At 28.7% G+C, this 15,049-nt stretch carries 17 protein-coding genes; 11 read left to right on the top strand and 6 right to left on the bottom strand.

All coding sequences use genetic code 11. The features are described 5' to 3' along the window. The first annotated feature begins 60 nt into the window (after nt 1-60). The 8 genes from BTO07_RS01960 (at nt 61) to BTO07_RS01925 (ending at nt 7,619) form a co-directional block, all read left to right on the top strand. A complete protein-coding gene (locus BTO07_RS01960; protein WP_232457071.1) occupies nt 61-855 on the top strand; it encodes a tetratricopeptide repeat protein in 795 nt (264 codons plus the stop codon). Nucleotides 856-931: 76 nt separating this feature from the next. Next, nucleotides 932-1,438: a 6,7-dimethyl-8-ribityllumazine synthase gene (gene ribH / locus BTO07_RS01955; protein WP_087519627.1), complete on the top strand. Its 507-nt coding sequence runs from the start codon at nt 932-934 to the stop codon at nt 1,436-1,438. 311 nt (nt 1,439-1,749) lie between these two features. After that, nucleotides 1,750-2,025, top strand: a complete 276-nt coding sequence (locus tag BTO07_RS01950; protein WP_087519626.1) for a riboflavin synthase subunit beta — start codon at nt 1,750-1,752, stop codon at nt 2,023-2,025. Continuing rightward, complete coding sequence (mutL, locus tag BTO07_RS01945; RefSeq protein WP_087519625.1) at nt 2,025-3,839, top strand: DNA mismatch repair endonuclease MutL; 1,815 nt, start codon at nt 2,025-2,027, stop codon at nt 3,837-3,839. Before BTO07_RS01950 ends, mutL begins: the two co-directional genes overlap by 1 nt. Before the next feature lie 2 nt (nt 3,840-3,841). Next, complete coding sequence (locus BTO07_RS01940; RefSeq protein WP_087519624.1) at nt 3,842-4,570, top strand: rhomboid family intramembrane serine protease; 729 nt, start codon at nt 3,842-3,844, stop codon at nt 4,568-4,570. After that, nucleotides 4,570-5,424, top strand: coding sequence for a rhomboid family protein (locus BTO07_RS01935; RefSeq protein ID WP_087519623.1), 855 nt, complete (start codon nt 4,570-4,572; stop codon nt 5,422-5,424). Before BTO07_RS01940 ends, BTO07_RS01935 begins: the two co-directional genes overlap by 1 nt. 1 nt (nt 5,425) lies before the next feature. Next, on the top strand, nt 5,426-6,436 hold the full coding sequence (locus BTO07_RS01930; protein ID WP_087519622.1) for an endonuclease/exonuclease/phosphatase family protein: 1,011 nt from the start codon (nt 5,426-5,428) through the stop codon (nt 6,434-6,436). Between the two features lie 40 nt (nt 6,437-6,476). Then, nucleotides 6,477-7,619: a geranylgeranyl reductase family protein gene (locus BTO07_RS01925; RefSeq protein ID WP_087519621.1), complete on the top strand. Its 1,143-nt coding sequence runs from the start codon at nt 6,477-6,479 to the stop codon at nt 7,617-7,619. 28 nt (nt 7,620-7,647) lie between these two features. Here the strand turns inward: BTO07_RS01925 and BTO07_RS01920 are convergent, their stop codons facing one another. After that, complete coding sequence (locus BTO07_RS01920) at nt 7,648-8,145, bottom strand: GNAT family N-acetyltransferase (RefSeq protein WP_087519620.1); 498 nt, start codon at nt 8,143-8,145, stop codon at nt 7,648-7,650. Nucleotides 8,146-8,184: 39 nt separating this feature from the next. Here BTO07_RS01920 and mtaB point away from each other — a divergent pair, with 39 nt between their 5' ends. The 3 genes from mtaB to BTO07_RS01905 all read left to right on the top strand — a co-directional run bounded on the left by mtaB (nt 8,185) and on the right by BTO07_RS01905 (nt 11,392). Beyond that, nucleotides 8,185-9,501 carry a tRNA (N(6)-L-threonylcarbamoyladenosine(37)-C(2))-methylthiotransferase MtaB gene (mtaB, locus tag BTO07_RS01915; RefSeq protein ID WP_087519619.1) on the top strand — a complete coding sequence of 439 codons (1,317 nt, stop codon included), beginning with the start codon at nt 8,185-8,187 and terminating at the stop codon, nt 9,499-9,501. Nucleotides 9,502-9,783: 282 nt separating this feature from the next. Next, the gene (locus tag BTO07_RS01910) at nt 9,784-10,443 is read left to right on the top strand and encodes an alpha/beta hydrolase (RefSeq protein WP_087519618.1); all 660 of its coding nucleotides are present in this window, start codon (nt 9,784-9,786) and stop codon (nt 10,441-10,443) included. Nucleotides 10,444-10,489: 46 nt separating this feature from the next. Continuing rightward, nucleotides 10,490-11,392 carry a lytic transglycosylase domain-containing protein gene (locus BTO07_RS01905; protein WP_087519617.1) on the top strand — a complete coding sequence of 301 codons (903 nt, stop codon included), beginning with the start codon at nt 10,490-10,492 and terminating at the stop codon, nt 11,390-11,392. A gap of 8 nt (nt 11,393-11,400) precedes the next feature. On the opposite strand, the gene BTO07_RS01900 is transcribed toward BTO07_RS01905, so the two are convergent. The 5 genes from BTO07_RS01900 to BTO07_RS01880 all read right to left on the bottom strand — a co-directional run bounded on the left by BTO07_RS01900 (nt 11,401) and on the right by BTO07_RS01880 (nt 15,010). Then, nucleotides 11,401-11,598: a YwbE family protein gene (locus tag BTO07_RS01900; RefSeq protein ID WP_087519616.1), complete on the bottom strand. Its 198-nt coding sequence runs from the start codon at nt 11,596-11,598 to the stop codon at nt 11,401-11,403. 87 nt (nt 11,599-11,685) lie between these two features. After that, nucleotides 11,686-11,877 (bottom strand): cold-shock protein, encoded by a 192-nt coding sequence (locus BTO07_RS01895; RefSeq protein ID WP_087519615.1) that lies wholly within the window; start codon nt 11,875-11,877, stop codon nt 11,686-11,688. A gap of 209 nt (nt 11,878-12,086) precedes the next feature. Next, nucleotides 12,087-12,278, bottom strand: coding sequence for a cold-shock protein (locus BTO07_RS01890; RefSeq protein ID WP_046491490.1), 192 nt, complete (start codon nt 12,276-12,278; stop codon nt 12,087-12,089). A 117-nt stretch (nt 12,279-12,395) separates the two neighbouring features. Then, nucleotides 12,396-13,337 carry an NAD(P)H-dependent flavin oxidoreductase gene (locus tag BTO07_RS01885; protein ID WP_087519614.1) on the bottom strand — a complete coding sequence of 314 codons (942 nt, stop codon included), beginning with the start codon at nt 13,335-13,337 and terminating at the stop codon, nt 12,396-12,398. Continuing rightward, complete coding sequence (locus BTO07_RS01880; RefSeq protein ID WP_087519613.1) at nt 13,337-15,010, bottom strand: S8 family serine peptidase; 1,674 nt, start codon at nt 15,008-15,010, stop codon at nt 13,337-13,339. Before BTO07_RS01880 ends, BTO07_RS01885 begins: the two co-directional genes overlap by 1 nt. Between the last annotated feature and the right edge of the window lie 39 nt (nt 15,011-15,049).

The raw sequence follows: 15,049 nt of genomic DNA, 5'->3' as shown, positions 1-15,049 counted from the left end.
GCAAATTATTGAAAATTTAGCGAATTATCCGCTTTTAAAATCCAATTAAAAAAACTATTTTTGTCGCCACTAATTTTTAATGAAACGATGGCAACATACAAGAAAAAATATAAGGCAGAAGGTAAGAAACAAGAAATCCAAATGGATGAATCAGAATTTGAAACAGCTGGGGTTTTAAACACTTTAGATGAAACTGCTTCTAAATCTGAACAATGGATTGAGAAAAATAGTAAACCTTTATTTATAGCTTTAATAGCTATTGTTGTTATCTTTTTAGGATACTTAGGATACACTAAATATATAGTTGAACCAAATGAAGTAAAAGCTTCTAATGAATTGGCTTTTCCAAGAAAATATTTTGATGAAGCTGCAACTGCAGGTACAGGAATAGATTCTTTATTAAACTTAGGTTTAGAAGGTGCTGATGGAAATTATGGTTTTTTAAACGTTGCTGATAAATTTAGCGGAACAGAAGCTGGAAACTTAGCAAATTATTATGCTGGTGTTTCTTACTTACAATTAAAAGATTACGAAAAAGCAATTGAGTATTTAAGTAAATTTGATTCTGATGACGAAATGTTAGGTCCTGTTGCTTTAGGTGCAATTGGTGATGCTTTTGCAGATATCGATCAATCAAGTGATGCTTTAGATTATTATGAAAAAGCAGCAAATAAAAAAACAAATGATTTTACAACGCCATTATTCTTATTCAAAGCAGGACAAACTGCAATGGAATTAAAGAATTATAGTAAAGCTGAATCATTATTTACAAAAATTAAAGAAAACTATTCTAAATCTGACCAAGGTAGAGATATAGAGAAATATTTAGCAGCTGCAAAATATGCTGTAAAATAGTAAACAGTAAAACAGTTTCAGTTAGCAGTTTATAGCTGACTGAATACTGATTACTGAATACTGCAAACTAAATAAAATGGCTACTACTAATTTATCACATTACGATAAAGCAACAATCCCAAATGCGAAATCTTTTCGATTTGGGATTGTTGTTTCAGAATGGAATCCTGAAATCACAAAAAACCTACAAAAAGGCGCAATTGAAACTTTAATAGATTGTGGCGCAACGAAAGAAAACATTGTTTCTTGGGATGTTCCTGGAAGTTTTGAGTTGGTTTATGGTTGTAAAAAGATGATTCAATCTCAACAAGTTGATGCAATCATTGCAATTGGAAATGTAATTCAAGGAGAAACAAAACATTTCGATTTTGTTTGCGAAGGTGTTACACAAGGTATTGTAGATTTAAATATTAAGTACGATGTTCCTGTAATTTTCTGTGTTTTAACAGATAATACAAAACAACAATCTCTAGATAGATCTGGAGGTAAGTTAGGAAACAAAGGAACAGAATGTGCTGTTGCAGCTATTAAAATGGCGGCACTTAAAAATATTGATACTACAAGTGAGAGTATTGGTTTTTAGTACACAATTTGTTAGTTAAAAATTTAAGAACACTTTTAACATCATTTTTTGAAGAATTCCTTTTAATTCTGTAAATTTGAAATGCTGATACAATTTCTCTTTTGAAATTAATTTAAAAGAAAATGATGATTTTTCTCTTTTCTAAGTTAGTAAATCAAAGCAGACTCTTTTGTTAGAATTTCTTATTTACAAGTAAGAAGAAAGTAAAAAAGAGTATATTATTACTGTCATTTCAATATAGAAATGGTCTAAAATAATTGGTACAGTAATTGATTTATTTTAAATCTTTATAAACCAATAATTCTAAAACTATGGGATTCTTAAAACGTACACATAATAAATTCGATTACCAACCTCGTTATTACAAAGGAGATGGAAATCCTTATAAAATTGAGCACAAATTAGATCAATTTAGATCAACTACTGGTAAAAATAAAGGGCTAAAAACGAAGTTTAGTGATGCTTTTTATGATTTAAAAAACTCAGATAAAAGTGTAAACAAAACACTATTTATCATTATCGCAATCTTAGTACTTATCTTTTTGTACATCATAGATTTCGATTTATCTATTTTCAAGGGAAATTAATGTCTGATATTATTCAATTATTACCAGATCATGTTGCAAACCAAATTGCAGCAGGAGAAGTCGTTCAACGTCCTGCTTCTGTTGTAAAAGAGTTATTAGAAAATGCAATTGATGCTGGTGCAACCAATATAAAATTATTACTAAAAGACGCTGGTAAAACGTTAATTCAAGTTATTGATGACGGAAAAGGTATGAGCGCAACAGATGCTAGAATGTGTTTTGAGCGTCATGCAACTTCTAAAATTCAAAAAGCAGAAGATTTATTTAATCTTTCTACAAAAGGTTTTAGAGGAGAAGCTTTAGCGTCTATTGCTGCAATTGCTCATGTTGAGTTAAAAACAAAGCAAGAAAACGAAGAATTGGGTACTTCAATAAAAATTGAAGGAAGTAAAATTGTTTCACAAGATTTTGTTTCTACGAGTAAAGGATCAAGTATTGCTGTAAAAAACTTGTTTTATAATATTCCAGCAAGAAGAAATTTTTTAAAATCAGATACTGTTGAAACACGTCATATTGTTGATGAATTTCAAAGAGTAGCTTTAGCACATCCAACAATTGCTTTTTTAATGCATCATAATGATAATGAAGTATATCATTTAAAAAGCAGTAATTTAAGAAAACGAATTGTAAGTATTTTTGGCGCCAAAATGAATGAAAAGTTGGTTCCTATAAATGAACAAACTGATATTGTTTTTATTGAGGGTTTTGTTGCAAAACCAGAATTTTCTAAAAGAAAACGTGGTGAACAATTCTTTTTTGTAAATGATCGTTTCATAAAAAGTTCTTATTTAAATCATGCTGTTGTAAATGCATTTGATGGTTTGCTAGAACAAGGTTCACATCCCTCATATTTTTTATATTTAACAGTACCCGCAAATACAATTGACATTAACATTCATCCTACAAAAACGGAAATAAAGTTTGATAATGAGAAAGCATTGTATGCAATGCTAAGAGCGACTGTAAAACACAGTTTAGGTCAATATAATGTTGCACCTCTTTTAGATTTTAATAGAGATGCTAACTTAGATACTCCTTATCATTTAAACACGAATACAAAATCAACAAAAACACCACAAATCTCTGTTGATCCAGATTTTAATCCGTTTAAAGAAGAAACAAAAAAAGAAGTTCATACACCATACAGAAGAGAACAACAAACAGAAAGTTGGGAATCTTTATATACTTCTGTTGCTGTAACTGATGAAGAAAAACAGATCGAATTATTTGACAATCAACAAGAAATAAAAACACAAAAAACGTTTCAAATTCAGCGTAAATATTTACTAAGTTCTATAAAATCTGGTGTCGTTTTAATCAATCAGTCATTGGCGCATCAACGAATTTTATATGAAGAATTTTTAGAAAGTATTACTGTTAAAGAAGCAAATAGTCAGCAATTATTATTTCCGGTTAAAATCTCTTTTTCATCCGCAGAAATAGAAATGATTTATACGATTAAAACCGAATTAGAAAATGCAGGTTTTTCTTTTGATGAATTTACAAAAGACAGTGTTACTATAAAAGGAATACCGGTATCTGTTACAGAAAGTAAAATAACCATTATATTAGAAGAGTTATTAAGTGATATAGATTTAGAAGTGCCAGGTGCAAGTTTTAGTCATTTTGATGTAATGGCGAAGTCTTTTGCAAGAACATTATCAATAAAAACAGGTACACAACTCTCTGAAAGAGAACAAGAAGGTTTAGTAAATGATTTATTTTCATGTAAAGAACCTACGACTTCTCCTTTTGGAAAACCAACCTTTAAAACACTAACATTAAACGAAATAGATAATCTATTTAATAGTTAAAAATGAATAATAAACTTACAGATGCTATAAAGCATTTAATCATTATTAATGTAATTTTATTTGTTGCTCCACAACTTTTAAAATTAGATTTTACAAATATTTTGGCTTTACATTATCCTAAAAACGAACATTTTGGGATTTGGCAATATATAACGCACATGTTTATGCATGGTAGTTTTAGTCATATCTTATTTAATATGTATGGTTTATGGGCTTTTGGAACTCCCTTAGAACAAATGTGGGGAAAGAAAAAGTTTATATTCTTCTATTTTTCTGCAGGATTAGGAGCTGGTTTAATTTATACTTTGGCTAATTATTATCAATTTAATGGCATTTATGAACAATTAATGAATTTTGGACTTTCTGCTGGTGATATTCAAAGTATTTTAGATGCTGGGAGCTATAATGACTCAAGAATTGCACTAACGAATGAAGAAATGATTAAATTCTATAATTTATATCACACACCTGCAGTTGGAGCTTCAGGAGCAGTTTATGGAGTTTTAGTTGCTTTTGGAATGTATTTTAAAGATGCAAAATTAGCGTTGATATTTTTCCCTGTTCCAATAGCTGCAAAATATTTTATACCAGTAATTATTTTAGGAGATTTATTCTTCGGAATGACAAAATATTCAATTGGAAATATTGCCCATTTTGCACACGTTGGTGGTGCATTAATAGGTTTTTTAATAGCTTGGTATTGGAAAAGAAATCAATTTAAAATACATTAATGAGTATTATAGATAAAATAAAATCAAGTTATAAAAGCGGAACTATTGTAGAAAAATTAATCTACGTAAATCTGGCAATATTTATTTTTACCTTATTTACATCTGTGTTCCAAGATTTATATAAAGGAGAAATGAATTTTATTGTAGAATGGTTTTCTTTAGACAATAGTTTTTCTTCATTACTTTCTAAACCTTGGACAATTATTTCCTATGGCTTTTTACATGCAGACTTTTTACATATTCTACTAAACTTAATAACCTTATATTTTATAGGTAACCTATTTATTGAATATTTTACTCAAAAAAAATTGCTGACTTTTTATGTCTTAGGAACACTTTTTGGTGGGATTTTATTTCTATTAAGTATGAATTATTTTCCTTTATTTGAAGGACAATCAGCTGTTTTAGTTGGAGCTTCTGCAGGAATTTCTGCAATTTTTATTGGCTTAACAACCTACATACCAAATTATGAATTAAAATTACGTTTTATTGGTTTTGTTAAATTATGGCATCTAGCTGCAATTTGGGTAGGTTTAGATGTTTTAGCTTTATCTGGAGGAAATGCAGGTGGACATTTTGCACATTTAGGAGGCGCTTTATTTGGTTTTTTATATGTAAATAAAGCAACGAATAAAGATTTAAAAATTTGGGATAAGATTACATCGTTGTTTACATCAAAAAAGAAACCTTTTAAAACTGTTTATAAATCACCTAAAAGAGCAAAAAAGCCTGTTCAAAATAGTTCTTTAAACCAACAACAAATAGATGGAATTTTAGATAAAATAAGTAAATCTGGTTATGATACATTAACCAAAGCTGAAAAAGAGTTTTTATTTAAACAAGGTAGAAAATAGTATGAAAAAATTATCCCCCATTGATAAACTACTCTACTTTTTAAATTCTTTATTTGCAACATTATTACTGTTGTCTTATTTATTACCTTACGTATCACCAAAGACAATTCCACTTTTTGCAATTTTAAGTCTTTTTGTTCCTATACTATTATTAATCAATTTAGCTTTTGTTATTTATTGGTTAATTAAATTAAAGAAGCAATTAATATTATCTAGTCTTATCTTATTAATTGGTTGGTTTACAGTAACTCCTTTCTATAAATTATCAAAGAAAAACACTCCTTTAAACACCGATTTAAAAGTGATGAGTTATAATGTTAGAACATTTAATCATTGGAATTGGTTGAATGAAGAAGGTATAGAAGAAAAAATTATCTCTTTTATAAAAGATAACGATCCTGATGTTTTAACAATTCAAGAAAACATGTCACTTCCAAAATATGTACTTGACTTTCCATACAAATACATCGAAAAAAAATATGCTAGAGGACGTTTTGGAATGGCTATTTACTCAAAACTACCAATCATTAATCAAGGTTCTTTAAAATTAAAAAACACGTCTAACAATATTATTTTTGCTGATATTATTAGAAAAAAAGATACAATTAGAGTTTATAATTTACACTTACAATCACTTAGTATTTCTCCTGATAAAGAAAATTTTGGACAAGAAAATTCAGAGAAATTAATAAAAACACTAAAAGATCGATTTAAGCAACAAGCAGAACAAACTGAATTATTTTTGACCCATGAGAAGAATTGGAAAGGAAAAAAAATAGTTTGTGGAGATTTTAATAACACGGCTTATTCTTGGGTTTATAACCAAGTATCAAAAAACAAAAAAGATGCTTTTATAGAAGCTGGAAAAGGTTTTGGTAAAACTTTTAAATATCCATTCCCTATGAGAATAGATTTTATTTTTTCTGATGAAAATGCTAACATAAATCAATTCAATACTTTTTCTGAAAAATATTCAGACCACTACCCTATTCTAGCAAGAATAAACTGGTAAGTTTCTTTATATTCGCAATAAACATTATACTTTTTAATCTATGAAACATTTTGATGTAGCAATAATTGGTAGTGGACCTTCTGGAGCTTCCACAGCATTTTACTTAGGAAAACAAGGGATTTCTACAGTTATCATAGAAAAAGAAGCATTACCTCGTTATAAAACTTGTGGCGGTGGTTTTGTAAATAGAGGAAGGAAAAATATGCCTTTCGAAATTGATGCAGTAATTGAACGTGAATTTTTTGCAGTTGATAGTTACTTTAATAATGGTAAAATATTTTACCAATCTGCTAAAGAAAAGCCAATCATTACAATGATTATGAGAGATGCTTTTGATAACTTAATTGTAGAAAAAGCAAAAGAATTTGGAGTAACATTATTAGAAAATCATACTTTAAAAAGTATTGAATTTTTAAACGATAAGTCAATATTAAATACTTCTCAAGGTGAAATTTCTGCAAATTTTGTAATTGCAGCAGATGGCGTTCTTAGTCCGACTGCAAAAATGGCTGGTTGGAAAGAAGATACTAGAAAATTAATACCAGCTTTAGAATATGAAGTTGAAGTTTCTGAAGAAGACTTTAAAAGATTATCTACAAGTGTTCGTTTTGATATTGATGCTGTTCCATTTGGTTATGCTTGGAGTTTTCCAAAGAAAAATCATTTATCATTAGGAGTTTTAACTACTAAAAAAGGAAAAATAAACCTTAAAGAGTATTACAAAAAATATTTGCAAACACTTGGCATTAAAAACATTATAAAAGAAGATGCACATGGATTTCAAATTCCTATTGCACCAAGAACTGATGGTTTTATAAAAAACAATGTTTTTTTAATTGGTGATGCCGCAGGTTTTGCAGAACCAATAACTGCAGAAGGAATTTCTAATGCAATTTTAAGTGGAAAATATGTGGCTGAAGCAATTATTGAAAGTAATTTGAATAAAGAGCTTGCTGAAAAATTATATATTGAAAAGTTAAATATAAAATTATTACCAGAATTACAATCTGGTGTTACTTTGTCTAAATTCTTTTATCATAATAATCCTGCAAGAAATTATTTACTTAAAAAACACGGACAAAGGTTTAGTGATTTAATGGTAGATATTTTACATGGAGACAAACCTTTTCCTACGAACGTATCAGAAAAATTAAAAGCAAAAATTAAAGGGAAATTATTTTAACTTTTTATTTACAAACTAACTATTGTATCTATAATTCTAACTCATATTTAGTTTCTGGTAATTTTATATCATCACTTATAAATTTCTTGACAATTTCAAAATTATTATTCACTAATATTTTTGCTGAGGCTCTATTTTCATCAACAACATAACCAATAATTTTTTTCATTCCTATTTTCTTGCAATAAGAAATTAAACCTTTACATACCTCAGAGCCATAACCTAGTTTCCAATATTTTTCTAAAAGACGATACCCAATTTCATCATCTATATTATCTTTTACTAAAGCAACTGTACCTATAAAACACCTATCTATTTTTCTTTCAATAGCATAAATCCAAAAATCATTTTTTGGTTGCTTATATTTAGAAATTAATTCGATTAGTTCATTTCTATTTTCATCAAAATCTTTCGGTTCTCCTGTTGCGTATTTTAAAACTAACGGATTACTTTCAAGCTCATGAAAAGGTTGTAAATCATCTAAAACTAGTTTTCTAATTAGTAATCTTTCGGTTTCAAAAATCATCAATAAAATTGTAAATTTGCAATCCTTAAATGTACAAGAATGAATGCAGAAAAAAAAGTAGCTTTTTATACTTTAGGATGTAAGCTGAATTTTTCAGAAACATCAACGATTGCTCGTAATTTTACGGGTGAAGGTTTTGAGCGTGTGGATTTTGAAGAAAATGCAGATGTCTATGTAATAAACACATGTTCTGTTACAGACAATGCTGATAAACGCTTTAAATCCATTGTTAAAAATGCTTTAAAGAAAAATGAAGATGCTTTTTTAATAGCAATAGGTTGTTACGCACAATTAAAACCTGAGGAATTAGCAAATGTTGATGGTGTAGATTTAGTTTTAGGAGCAACTGAAAAATTTAATGTTACAAGCTATATTAACGACTTAACTAAAAATAATGTTGGAGAAGTCCATTCATGTGAAATTTCTGATGCCGATTTTTATGTAGGATCTTATTCTATTGGCGATAGAACTCGTGCATTTTTAAAAGTACAAGATGGTTGCGATTATAAATGTACATATTGTACAATTCCTTTAGCACGTGGAATTTCTAGAAGTGATACTTTAGAAAACGTTATTGAGAATGCTAAACAAATTTCATCAAAAGGAATAAAAGAAATTGTATTAACAGGTGTTAATATTGGTGATTATGGTAAAGGTGAATTTGGAAATAAAAAACACGAACATACCTTTTTAGAATTAGTTAAAGAATTAGATAAAGTTGATGGTATTCATCGTTTACGAATTTCATCAATAGAACCAAATTTATTAAAGGATGAAACTATTGATTTTGTATCAAAATCAAGTTCGTTTGTTCCTCATTTTCACATTCCTCTACAATCTGGTAGTGATGAATTGCTAAAGAAGATGAAACGTAGATATTTAACTAATACTTATACAAATAGGGTTACTAGAATAAAAGAAGTAATGCCAAATGCTTGTATTGGTGTAGATGTAATTGTTGGTTTTCCTGGTGAAACCGATGAATTATTCTTAGAAACGTACAACTATTTAAACGAAATGGACATTTCATATTTACATGTTTTCACTTATTCTGAAAGACCAAATACTGAAGCTGTAGATTTTGATGGAGTTATACCTAAAAAAGTACGTGCAAAACGTAGTAAAATGTTACGAGGTTTATCCGCAAAGAAAAGACGTTCTTTTTATGAAAGCCAATTAGATAATACTTTAACCGTTTTGTTTGAAAATGAAAACAAAGAAGGTTTTATAAATGGATTTACAGAAAATTATGTAAAAGTAAAAACACCTTGGAATCCTGAATTAGTAAATACATTACACACAATTACGCTTACTGAAATTGATGAAGATGGTTTGGTTAGATTTAATTTTGTATAATATTAAATCTAACTAAAAGCTCTGAAATACATTTTACGAGTATCCTCACTAATCATTTTTAAGTTGCAATCAACATAACTTAACTGATAAGAAGACTTTCATAGTGATCTCAATTGATCAATATTTTGATCCTAATATTGATAGGTCTTTAATGAATTAACACAGTACTTTTATTACATAAATTAACAAACAAAGAAGAAATAAAGCTTTGGAATAACGTACCTTTAAAAGTTGTCTTAGGGCACGAAAAAATATTAAAAAAAAATTGATTGAATAAGAAAAATGAACAAAATTCATATATACCTTGTACCAGGGTTAGCTGCTGGTCCAGAAATTTTTGAAAATTTAAATTTACCAGAAGACAAGTATCAAATTCATTATCTAAAATGGAAAAGACCACTGGCATTAGAAGAGTCTATTTCTAATTATGCAATGAGAATGTGCGAAGACGTTAAAGAGAAAGACCCCGTTTTAGTAGGAGTTTCTTTTGGAGGAATTATGGTGCAAGAAATGAGCAAGTTTATGGATACTAAAAAAGTGATCTTAATTTCTAGTGTTAAAACTAATAATGAATTACCAAAACGGTTTAAATTGGCAAAGTTTACCAAAGCATATAAACTTTTCCCAACCAATATTGTTTCTAATTTTGAAGCTTATGCTAAATATTTTTTAGGAAAATCTCTTAAAAAAAGAGCAAAAACTTATAACAAATATCTTTCTGTTAGAAGTAAAACATATATTAATTGGTCAATTAGCGCAGTTTTAAACTGGCAACAAGAAGAAATCTCTCAAAATATCACACATATTCATGGTACAGATGATCATGTATTTCCATTAAAGAACATAGGTAATTGCATAAAAATTAAAGGTGGAAGTCATGTTATGATTATAACAAAAGGAAAGAAAATATCAAAAATTATTGATGAAGTATTAACTTGTTAATATCAGAGTATTTTCATATTTTAAAAAAAAACTAAAATTGTACATTATGAATAAACCTTTACGTTTCCTTTCACTACTTAGCATCTTAATAATTACGCTGTTATTTTATAACGCTATAAATAAAACAGAAACAGATCCTGAAACTAGCACACACAAAACATACAGAATAAAGGCATTAAAACTTCCTGAAAATTTAAATATTGCAGGTGAAAGAGTTCCTTTAGAAAAATTAGATGTCAGAGAAAGAATGGATAGAGAGCTATTGGTTAATACTTATTGGCAATCTAATGGTTTGTTACTAATAAAAAGAGCAAATAAGTACTTCCCGATTTTAGAGCCATTACTTAAAAAATATGGTTTACCAGACGATTTTAAATTTTTAGCTTTAGCAGAAAGTGCTTTTATTGATGAAACGTCTTCTGTTGGAGCAGCAGGAATGTGGCATTTTATGAAAGCTACTGGTAAAGAATATGGTTTAGAAATAAACAGCAACGTAGATGAACGTTATAATATTGAAAAAGCTACAAAAGTAGCTGCTGAGTATTTAATAAAGTCTAAAAAACGTTTTAACTCATGGACATTGGCTGCAGCTTCATATAATGCAGGAAATTATGGAATTAGCAAGAGACTTAAAACGCAACAATTAGATAATTACTATGATGCTTTACTGCCAGATGAAACAGAAAGATATGTGTTTAGAATTATCGCTTTAAAAGAAGTAATTTCTAACCCAGAAAAATATGGTTTTGTGTTTGACCAAGAAGACTTATATACATTGCCAAAAACGAGAACTATAAAAGTTGATACCGCTATTGTAAATATTACTTCTTTTGCCAAAAAATTTGGACTTACATATAAAGAATTCAAAATTCACAATGCGTGGCTAAGAGAAAATAAGCTAAACAATAAGAGTAGAAAAGTATACGAAATTAAAATTCCGATTAACTAAGAATATTTCTATTCTAGAATATTTTTTACTCTACCAACAATACCAGATTCTAACTGAACTTTTATACCATGAGGATGGTTTTGAGATTTAGTTAGAATTTTTGCTATTATACCTTCTGTTAATTCTCCTGTTCTTTGATGTGGTTTTTGTACAATCTCAACAAATAAACCTATTTTAATATTTTTTCTTTGTCTTCCGTCAATCATAATTTGAAATTTTAAAATACGAAAATAAAAAAAGCCTATCAAAATTTGATAGGCTTTTCGTTAAAAAATTAACTAGTAATAAATATATTATAATACTCTTACGTTTACTGCGTTTAATCCTTTTTTTCCATCTTGTAAGTCAAATTCAACTTCATCGTTTTCACGAATTTCATCAATTAATCCTGACACATGTACAAAATGTTCTGTGTTGTTTCCTTCTTCAGTAATAAATCCAAATCCTTTAGATTCGTTGAAAAATTTTACGGTACCTTTATTCATAATAGTAATATTAAATGTGTTGCTTGTTTAATTACTAACAACGTTTATTGAATTGCAAAGATAGTGCCATTAATTGAGGAATAGCATAAAATGTTTATTTTATTTAAAATAACGTTCATCAGAAATAGAATTAAATAAAATGCATAAAAAAAAGCCTATCAAAATTTGATAGGCTTTTAGTTAAAAAATTAACTAGTAATAAATATATATTATAATACTCTTACGTTTACTGCGTTTAATCCTTTTTTTCCATCTTGTAAGTCAAATTCAACTTCATCGTTTTCACGAATTTCATCAACTAATCCTGACACATGCACAAAATGTTCTTTGTTGTTTCCTTCTTCAGTAATAAATCCAAATCCTTTAGATTCGTTGAAAAATTTTACGGTACCTTTATTCATAATAATAATATTAAATGTGTTGCTTGTTTAATTACTAACAACGTTTATTGAATTGCAAAGATAATGCCATTAATTGAGAAAATATCTAAAATAGCTGTTTTAATTAAAAAACAAACACTAAAAACTGAAATTCAATGAATTAACTGAGTTTAATTCTTCAACAATCTCATTTAAAACATCTTTTACTGGTTTTATATCATGAATTAACCCTGCAATTTGACCAATTTCTAGCTCTCCTTCATCTAAATCTCCTTCAAACATTCCTTTTTTTGCTCTTGCTCTCCCCAACAATTCCTTGATTTCTTCTTTGGTTGGGTTTTTCTGATATAATTCTTGTACTTCATTGTAAAACTTATTCTTAATCAATCTTACAGGAGCCAATTCTTTTAAAGTTAAATGAGTATCTCCATCTTTTACATCAACAATTGTGTTTTTAAAATTTTGATGCGCAGAAGATTCTTCAGTTGCAGCAAACCTACTCCCTATTTGAACTCCATCTGCACCTAAAACCATTGCTGCTAACATCCCTCTTCCAGAACCAATTCCTCCTGCAGCAATTACAGGAATACTCACCTGTTCTTTTACCATTGGTATTAACGTAAAAGTTGTGGTTTCTTCTCTACCATTATGTCCACCAGCCTCAAAACCTTCACAAACAACTGCATCTACACCCGCTGCTTCAGCTTTTAAAGCAAATTTTACAGAGCTCACTACATGAACAACGGTAACTCCTCTATTCTTTAAAAAAGCAGTCCAAGTTTTTGGATTTCCTGCAGAAGTAAAAACAATATTCACTCCTTCTTCAAGGATTATATCCATAATTTTTTCTAAATCAGGATACAACATTGGCACATTTACTCCAAAAGGTTTATCAGTTGCTTTTTTACATTTCTGAATATGTTCCCTTAAAACTTCTGGGTACATAGAACCTGCACCAATTAAACCTAAACCTCCAGCATTAGAAACTGCAGAAGCTAATTTCCATCCAGAAACCCAAACCATTCCTCCTTGAACAATTGGGTATTTTATATTGAATAATTCTGTTATTTTATTTGTCATTATTTTTTTATCAACTTTAAAGTTTTATGCTGATTATCTTTTGAAATTTTTAAAATATAAACTCCACTTTCTAAAAATGAAATATCAACCGTTCTTGAATTCGAATTTACTTTTTCTAAAACCTTTTTTCCTAAAATATTGAAAACTTGAATTGTGAAATCATTTAAGTTTTCTGTATCTAATGAAATATTAAATGAATCAATTGTTGGGTTTGGATAAACCATAAGTTTAGAAAGCATCGCATCATAAACTGCACCTGTGCTACCTATATAATTATTAAGAGCAACTTCAAAATTCGGAATTCCATATCCATATTGATCTAATGGATTATTGTATTTATCTGCAGATTCGTAAACAGATTGTTTAAGATACGTATTAAAATTATCTGTTGTTTTATTTGATGATTTTAACAAAAAACCTTCATTCTGATTTAAACAAGCTATTAATCCTGCCATAATTGGCGAAGAAAAGGAAGTACCGCTTGAAGTTATTTTTATTTCACCTGAAATATAATCAATTAGCGCAGGGTTTTGACCTTGCCCTAAAATTTCTGGTTTAATTCTTCCATCAGAAGTTGGTCCGTAAGAACTAAAAGCAGCAATTTCTCCTGAAGCATTAACAGCACCAACAGTAATTACTGAAGGAGCATCTGCAGGCGCACCAATATGTTTCCAAGATTTATTTCCACTATTTCCTGCTGCATTTACCAAAAGTAAACCACGAGAAGCTCCAATTTCTGCTCCTCTAGAAATAAATGTTGTTTTTCCATCCAAATCAGCGTATGTATGACTGTGATTAGCATTATCATAAGTTGTATACCCTAAAGACGTATTTATAACATCTACACCTAAACTATCTGCTCTTTCTGCAGCCTCAACCCAAAGTGATTCTTCTAAAACAGTTTCTGATCCAGAAATTTCTGATATAAATAAATAAAATTTTGCATCTGGTGCAGTACCAACAAATTCATTTTCTATATAACCTGCAATAGATGATAAAACATGAGTACCGTGGCTACTTCTTGTATAAAAGTCTGTATTTCTATCAGCAAAATTATATCCTCCTAAAATTTGGTCATTATCTCTAATTCTTTGAAAAGCATCAAGTGTATTTACATTTGGAAAACCTGCATCTATAATTGCTATAATTTGACCTTCTCCTGTTAAACCTTGCTCATGCAGATAATCTCCTTTTAACATTTTAATTTGATTATCTGCTTCACCATAATCAAAATCAGTTAGTGTTTCATTTAATTTATTATAATGATTGGGTGCTGTTGTTTTTAATTTTGATGATGTTTTTCCGTTTGTATTTAACGACTTATTTGCAAATTCAATATGACTTATAAAACTATAGGCTGATAATAAATTATTTATATCTTCTACTTCTCCTTGAATATGAACTGCATTTAACCATTTAGACTTGGCTAAAACAGTAATATTTCCTTCGTTTTTAATTTGATTGTAATAAGATTCATCAACAGGCACATCTATAGAATCTAAAGAGATAACTAGTTTAGCTCTTCTATCTAATGCTCTTTGAGAAAGCATTGTTAAAGGATTATTTAGAAAAGTTGTTTTGTTTGGTTTGTCTTTTAAGAAAACCCAAGCATCTTCTTGACTAGAAGCTTGAAAGAAAGTAGTTAAAAACAAAAAAAGTAGTAATTTCTTCATATTTCGAAATTACTACTTTTTTACGATTTTATATATTTT

It is taken from the genome of Polaribacter sp. SA4-12, assembly GCF_002163675.1.
Taxonomy (GTDB): Bacteria; Bacteroidota; Bacteroidia; order Flavobacteriales; family Flavobacteriaceae; genus Polaribacter.
The sequence above is the reverse complement of the archived record's forward strand: the minus strand, read 5'-3'. Positions and strand labels throughout refer to the sequence as shown.

Bases quoted from the DNA above. Each gene is read 5' to 3' on its own strand.
- BTO07_RS01900 (WP_087519616.1), bottom strand. From the start codon at position 11,598: ATGATTGACGGAAGACAAAGAAAAAATATTAAAATAGGTTTATTTGTT.
- BTO07_RS01885 (WP_087519614.1), bottom strand. From the start codon at position 13,337: ATGACAAATAAAATAACAGAATTATTCAATATAAAATACCCAATTGTT.
- BTO07_RS01935 (WP_087519623.1), top strand. From the start codon at position 4,570: ATGAGTATTATAGATAAAATAAAATCAAGTTATAAAAGCGGAACTATT.
- BTO07_RS01930 (WP_087519622.1), top strand. From the start codon at position 5,426: ATGAAAAAATTATCCCCCATTGATAAACTACTCTACTTTTTAAATTCT.
- BTO07_RS01925 (WP_087519621.1), top strand. From the start codon at position 6,477: ATGAAACATTTTGATGTAGCAATAATTGGTAGTGGACCTTCTGGAGCT.
- BTO07_RS01920 (WP_087519620.1), bottom strand. From the start codon at position 8,145: ATGATTTTTGAAACCGAAAGATTACTAATTAGAAAACTAGTTTTAGAT.
- ribH (WP_087519627.1), top strand. From the start codon at position 932: ATGGCTACTACTAATTTATCACATTACGATAAAGCAACAATCCCAAAT.
- BTO07_RS01880 (WP_087519613.1), bottom strand. From the start codon at position 15,010: ATGAAGAAATTACTACTTTTTTTGTTTTTAACTACTTTCTTTCAAGCT.
- BTO07_RS01950 (WP_087519626.1), top strand. From the start codon at position 1,750: ATGGGATTCTTAAAACGTACACATAATAAATTCGATTACCAACCTCGT.
- mutL (WP_087519625.1), top strand. From the start codon at position 2,025: ATGTCTGATATTATTCAATTATTACCAGATCATGTTGCAAACCAAATT.
- BTO07_RS01895 (WP_087519615.1), bottom strand. From the start codon at position 11,877: ATGAATAAAGGTACCGTAAAATTTTTCAACGAATCTAAAGGATTTGGA.
- mtaB (WP_087519619.1), top strand. From the start codon at position 8,185: ATGAATGCAGAAAAAAAAGTAGCTTTTTATACTTTAGGATGTAAGCTG.
- BTO07_RS01890 (WP_046491490.1), bottom strand. From the start codon at position 12,278: ATGAATAAAGGTACCGTAAAATTTTTCAACGAATCTAAAGGATTTGGA.
- BTO07_RS01910 (WP_087519618.1), top strand. From the start codon at position 9,784: ATGAACAAAATTCATATATACCTTGTACCAGGGTTAGCTGCTGGTCCA.
- BTO07_RS01905 (WP_087519617.1), top strand. From the start codon at position 10,490: ATGAATAAACCTTTACGTTTCCTTTCACTACTTAGCATCTTAATAATT.
- BTO07_RS01940 (WP_087519624.1), top strand. From the start codon at position 3,842: ATGAATAATAAACTTACAGATGCTATAAAGCATTTAATCATTATTAAT.